We start from the raw sequence: 2,558 nt of genomic DNA, 5'->3' as shown, positions 1-2,558 counted from the left end.
CGAACGACGTCGACCTGCACATCGTACGGGCGGTAGGAGTCGGTGACGCCGATGCTCACGCCGTCGGCCGCAGCCGCCGTCAGCAGTTTCTCGAACGACTGGGCGGCGGGTGCCCACAGTCTGTGGCCGGTGTTGCCTACCGGTTCCAGAGCCTCACGAGGGATGCGGCCGTTTCCGTACGCGGCAAGATCGACCGGCACACCGTCGGCGTTGACCTGGAACCCAGACGGTCCGAAGTTGGAAGGTGCGGCAATCGCAGCCGGGGCAGTGTCAGCGACGGCGTTGGCGAGGACGCCGGCGAACGATGTGACAGAACCTGCGGATGGCTGCACGCGCGGAACCGAGACCGAGCCGAGGGTCGCCTCGATCTGCGCCACGCGATGAGAGATGGCGAGGATCCGGTCCACCGTCCTCCGTTCGTTGTCTCCTTTCGTCCTATCGGCCTGCATCGACCAATCGTGAGGGAAACCGGCTGACTACTCAGTACGTGGTCAGGCCGTGGGCCCGGAACTGCTCGCGCGTCCGTTCGGTCAGTTCTGGCGACGGCGGCTCGGTGTCCGCGAGTGTGTAATCCAGGCCCAGGGCGGTCCACTTGTCCCGGCCCATCTGGTGGAACGGCAATACCTCGACCCGGCTCACGGTGTCCCATCGGGCCGCGTGGCCGGCCACGTTATCCACGTTCTGGGCAGCATCGGTCAGCCCGGGCACCAGCACGAAACGCACCCAGATCTCCACCCCGGCGCCGGCCAGCCGATCGCCGAACTCAAGCGTGGGCGCCAGTGACGCGCGGGTCACCCGCTCATAGGTCTGTTCATCACCGGACTTCACATCCAGCAGCACCAGGTCGACATCGCCCAGCATCGCCTCCGTGCAGGCCGCGCCGAGGTACCCGGAGGTGTCGATCGCGGTATGAACGCCCATCTGCTTGGCCCCGGCCAGGATGCGGGCCGCGAACGCCGACTGCATCAGCACCTCACCGCCGGAGAGGGTCAGCCCACCGCCCGTGGCAGCGAAAACCTTGCGGTACCGGCGCACCAGGGCGAGTACGTCGTCGGCCATCACCGCGTGCCCGTCCTCCATCCGCAGCGTGTCGGGGTTGTGACAGAACTGGCAGCGCAGCGGGCACCCGGCGAGGAACACCACCAGCCGTGTGCCCGGCCCGTCAACGGCGGTGGACAACTCCCAGGAGTGCACCGAGCCCAACTCGCCACTGCGCATGGCCGCGAAGCGCTCACCTTGGTCCAGTGCCGCCTCGGGCAGTCCGGCCAGGCCGGCGCCGGCCAGCCGCTGCCGGGGGGCCATGAAGCCCTCATCGCCCGGCGCGGCCGCCCCGCACGCACCATTCAGGGCCGTCATGAGGAGGTGTGGAAGGTACGGGACAGCACGTCGAGTTGCTGCTCACGGGTGAGTTTGACGAAGTTCACCGCATAGCCCGAGACCCGGACCGTCAGGTTCGGGTAGTTCTCCGGGTTCTGCATCGCATCGGTCAGGGTGTCCTTGTTCAGCACGTTGATGTTCGCGTGGAACAACCCTGAGCCGAACCCGGCGTCCAGCACCCCGGTCAGGTTCGCCACCTGCTCGTCCTTGGTCTGCCCCAACCCGGAAGGGGTGATCGTGTTGGTCAGGGAGATCCCATCCAGCGCGTCGCCGTAGGGGAGTTTGGCCACCGACAGCATCGAGGCGACCATGCCATGGGTGTCCCGGCCGTTGCCGGGGTTAGCGCCGGGGGAGAACGGAGTTCCAGCCTGGTGCCCACACGGGAAAGACCCGGTGGCCTTGCCGTAGACCACGTTGGAGGTGATCGTCAGCACCGATTGGGTGGGCACCGCGTTGCGGTAGCGGGGCAACCCACGGATCTTGTTCATCACCGTGGTAACCACCAGCCGGGCGATGTCATCGGCCCGGTCGTCGTCGTTGCCGTAGCGGGGGAAGTCCCCTTCAGTGCGGTAGTCGGTGATCAGCCCGGCCTCATTGCGCACCGGGGTGACCTGGGCGTACCTGATCGCCGCGAGGCTGTCCGCCACGATCGACAACCCGGCGATCCCGCAACCCAGGGTGCGCACGATCTGGCTGTCATGCAGGGCCATCTCGATCGCCTCGTAGGCGTACTTGTCGTGGCTGTAGTGGATGATGTTGAGTGCCTCGACGTAGGTTTCAGCCACCCAACCGAGCATGGCGTCGAACTTCGCCCAGACCTCCTCGTAGTCCAGTGGTCCGGTCCCGGCCACCGGTTCGAAGCCGGGCACCACCAACTGACCGGACCTCTCGTCCCGGCCGCCGTTCAGCGCGTACAGCAACGTCTTGCCGATATTCATCCGGGCCCCGAAGAACTGCATCTGCCGGCCGATGCGCATCGCCGAGACACAGCACGCGATCGCGGCGTCATCACCGAAGTGTTCGCGCACGTGGGCATCGGAGATGTACTGCAGTGAGGAGGTCTCCACGCTGATCGCTGCGGCGAAGTCCTTGTAGGCCGCGGGCAGCGACTCGTCCCACAGCACCGTGATGTTCGGCTCCGGTGCCGGGCCCAGGTTGCGCAACGTTTGCAGCAGCCGGAA

Annotated in this window: 3 protein-coding genes; all 3 read right to left on the bottom strand. The window is 66.7% G+C overall.

The window, feature by feature from the left end:
* Nucleotides 1–449, bottom strand: a 449-nt coding sequence (locus ACO0LV_RS18465; protein ID WP_424789382.1) for a hypothetical protein, incomplete at its 3' end; no start/stop codon positions are given.
* Nucleotides 450–480: 31 nt separating this feature from the next.
* Nucleotides 481–1,356 carry a pyruvate formate-lyase-activating protein gene (gene pflA, locus ACO0LV_RS18460; RefSeq protein ID WP_424789381.1) on the bottom strand — a complete coding sequence of 292 codons (876 nt, stop codon included), beginning with the start codon at nucleotides 1,354–1,356 and terminating at the stop codon, nucleotides 481–483.
* A partial coding sequence (locus tag ACO0LV_RS18455; protein ID WP_424789380.1) for a pyruvate formate lyase family protein occupies nucleotides 1,353–2,558 on the bottom strand: 1,206 nt, incomplete at its 5' end. The genes ACO0LV_RS18455 and pflA, both read right to left, overlap by 4 nt.

Source organism: Pseudactinotalea sp. Z1739 (assembly GCF_049725055.1).
Taxonomy (GTDB): Bacteria; Actinomycetota; Actinomycetes; order Actinomycetales; family Beutenbergiaceae; genus CALKWS01.
The sequence above is the reverse complement of the archived record's forward strand: the minus strand, read 5'-3'. Positions and strand labels throughout refer to the sequence as shown.

Excerpts from the sequence above, each read along its gene's own strand:
- pflA (WP_424789381.1), bottom strand. The coding sequence starts at position 1,356 with ATGACGGCCCTGAATGGTGCGTGCGGGGCGGCCGCGCCGGGCGATGAG.